The sequence below is a fragment of the Bradyrhizobium sp. HKCCYLS3013 genome, assembly GCF_051167615.1.
GTDB lineage: Bacteria > Pseudomonadota > Alphaproteobacteria > Rhizobiales > Xanthobacteraceae > Bradyrhizobium.
Window position 1 is genome coordinate 1 of record NZ_JBNPTK010000042.1, and the last position, 1,852, is coordinate 1,852.

The 1,852-nt window shown below is 51.7% G+C and carries 2 protein-coding genes and 2 pseudogenes; 2 read left to right on the plus strand and 2 right to left on the minus strand.

The genetic code is table 11. The annotated features are described in order from the left end of the window. A pseudogene (locus ACQR1F_RS32130) lies at window positions 1–76 on the plus strand (oxidoreductase); the annotation flags it as partial. A gap of 84 nt (window positions 77–160) precedes the next feature. Here ACQR1F_RS32130 and ACQR1F_RS32135 read toward each other — a convergent pair. Both ACQR1F_RS32135 and ACQR1F_RS32140 read right to left on the minus strand, forming a co-directional pair. Continuing rightward, a complete protein-coding gene (locus ACQR1F_RS32135) occupies window positions 161–724 on the minus strand; it encodes a hypothetical protein (RefSeq protein WP_434914550.1) in 564 nt (187 codons plus the stop codon). 6 nt (window positions 725–730) lie between these two features. Further along, window positions 731–1,579, minus strand: coding sequence for a ParA family protein (locus tag ACQR1F_RS32140; RefSeq protein WP_434914551.1), 849 nt, complete (start codon window positions 1,577–1,579; stop codon window positions 731–733). A gap of 136 nt (window positions 1,580–1,715) precedes the next feature. Between ACQR1F_RS32140 and ACQR1F_RS32145 the strand changes: the two are divergent. Continuing rightward, window positions 1,716–1,852, plus strand: a pseudogene (locus ACQR1F_RS32145) (oxidoreductase); the annotation flags it as partial.

Sequence of the window (1,852 nt, forward strand, 5' to 3'; positions counted from 1 at the left end):
CTATGTGCTGTGCACGGAGACCAGCTCCTACGTGAACGGCGCCGAGATCCACATCAACGGCGGCCAGCACGTCTGAGGTTGCAGCCCTTTTCGAGAGATTTTTACCGATGAATGTAGAGATCAGAGTGCTAGTAGATTGGCCTTGCCACTATGTGAGTTCCTAGTCCTCATTTTCGTTTTTGATCACTCGATTACTCGCGTGTTCCGTATCATCAAGATTGCGAGCCTCGTCTCGTCGGGCTCGCCCAGCAGCTCTTATTGCTTCTGCAAGCGGCGCAAGCCGAGATGGCCCAGAAAAGGCGGCGCTGCCTAAAAGGTCGCGCAGATCATCAAGAGGAGCCTCCTTAAGGACATCCAAAAGCAGCCGAAAACCCGTACTCCGATCTCTAAATGAGAAACCCACCAGTCCTCGCATTGCAAGGAACTCGCGAATGCTGCTTAGGCTCGGCAGAAACGCTCTCTCCTCGAACTTGGCAGCTATCGCAAGCAAGATCGATTTGCGCTCACCGGCAACCTCAATATCGTTAACTTGCTGAACGGCGTTTTTGGGCTTCCGAGTATCTGCCCGACGAGGCTTCAGCTCTTGCAATTCATTCGACGCCACTTCGAAATCGGATACGTAGATGCGCTGCAGTTCCTCGATTACCGCCTTCCATCCCCATGAGCGTACGACCACCTCCATTAGAGGAGCCAAAGGCGTCTTGGATTTCTCTTCTGTAGACATGAGACCTTACAAACCAATTGATTCGAAGAATTCCTCTGCGAATGACGAAAACATCCACGCATTTCCAACATAGCTGTAATCGCCGCGCATCATCTTGGGAAATCCTCTCGAATGAGGAATTTCGTGATCGTACAGCTTCCATCCGTTCTCATGAGCCTCATATTTGATCTCTTGTAAGGCTCTGTACTTCTCTGGCCCACCGTTATTCCCACCGTCATAGAATGCATTATTTATAACCACACCGCATACATCGATACTATGACCACGATTCTGGCTACTAAAGTTGGAAAGCGATTCTTTTAGGAGTGGAAATCCAATTGTTGCGAAGTATTCAGGCTTCACCGGCACCAATATATAGCCGCTTGCGTGGTAAGCAGCCGTAGTCAGAATTGATTCTGTAGGCGCGCAGTCGATCAGCACAAGATCCTTCTCTTGAAAGTTATCTGCCAAGAATCGAGCTAGCACTCGAGGATCAGGACGAACGGATCCGAGCAAGTTATCAGAGAAATCAAATCGAGAAGGGAGCAACTGCAGCGTGCGACCACCGCTACGCGCGATGGTTTGTACTGCGTCAGAGCCATTTAGGCTCCGAGGGCCCGTTCTTTGCGGCGAAGGCGGTCTATAACCGTTAAACACTTCGACTATTGAGGGCAACTTCCGGCTCAACAATAATCGATAGTTGTCTCTCATTAGGGCCTGACTGAGATTTGACTGAGGGTCCAAATCTACGGCGAGCACGTCAAGATTCCTCTGTTGATAGCCATGCCGCGCAAGAAGAGCAGAGATCGTCGATTTACCCACGCCGCCCTTCAAGTTAATTACACAAACGCAAACTGGCCCTCCGCCTTCTGGCATAACGTCCTCCGACTGTCGCAATTCGCTTAAAATTGAACGGAAGTATTGTTGCAATCTGGACTAGTTCGGCAGCCTGTCAACGATAAAGAGAATAAAGCCAAGCTCCGCCCCTCGTCGCATTGCAACAATCTAGCCGGTCACTTGTTCGCGGCATCCGGAGGAATGCCAATGGGGCACGGCACCGAGGACCAAGTCCGTGAACAACGCCGCGATCTCGCCGAAGGGCGCCGGCGGCGCCCGGCTCGGCACCGTCGACACCGACCTCGACACCTG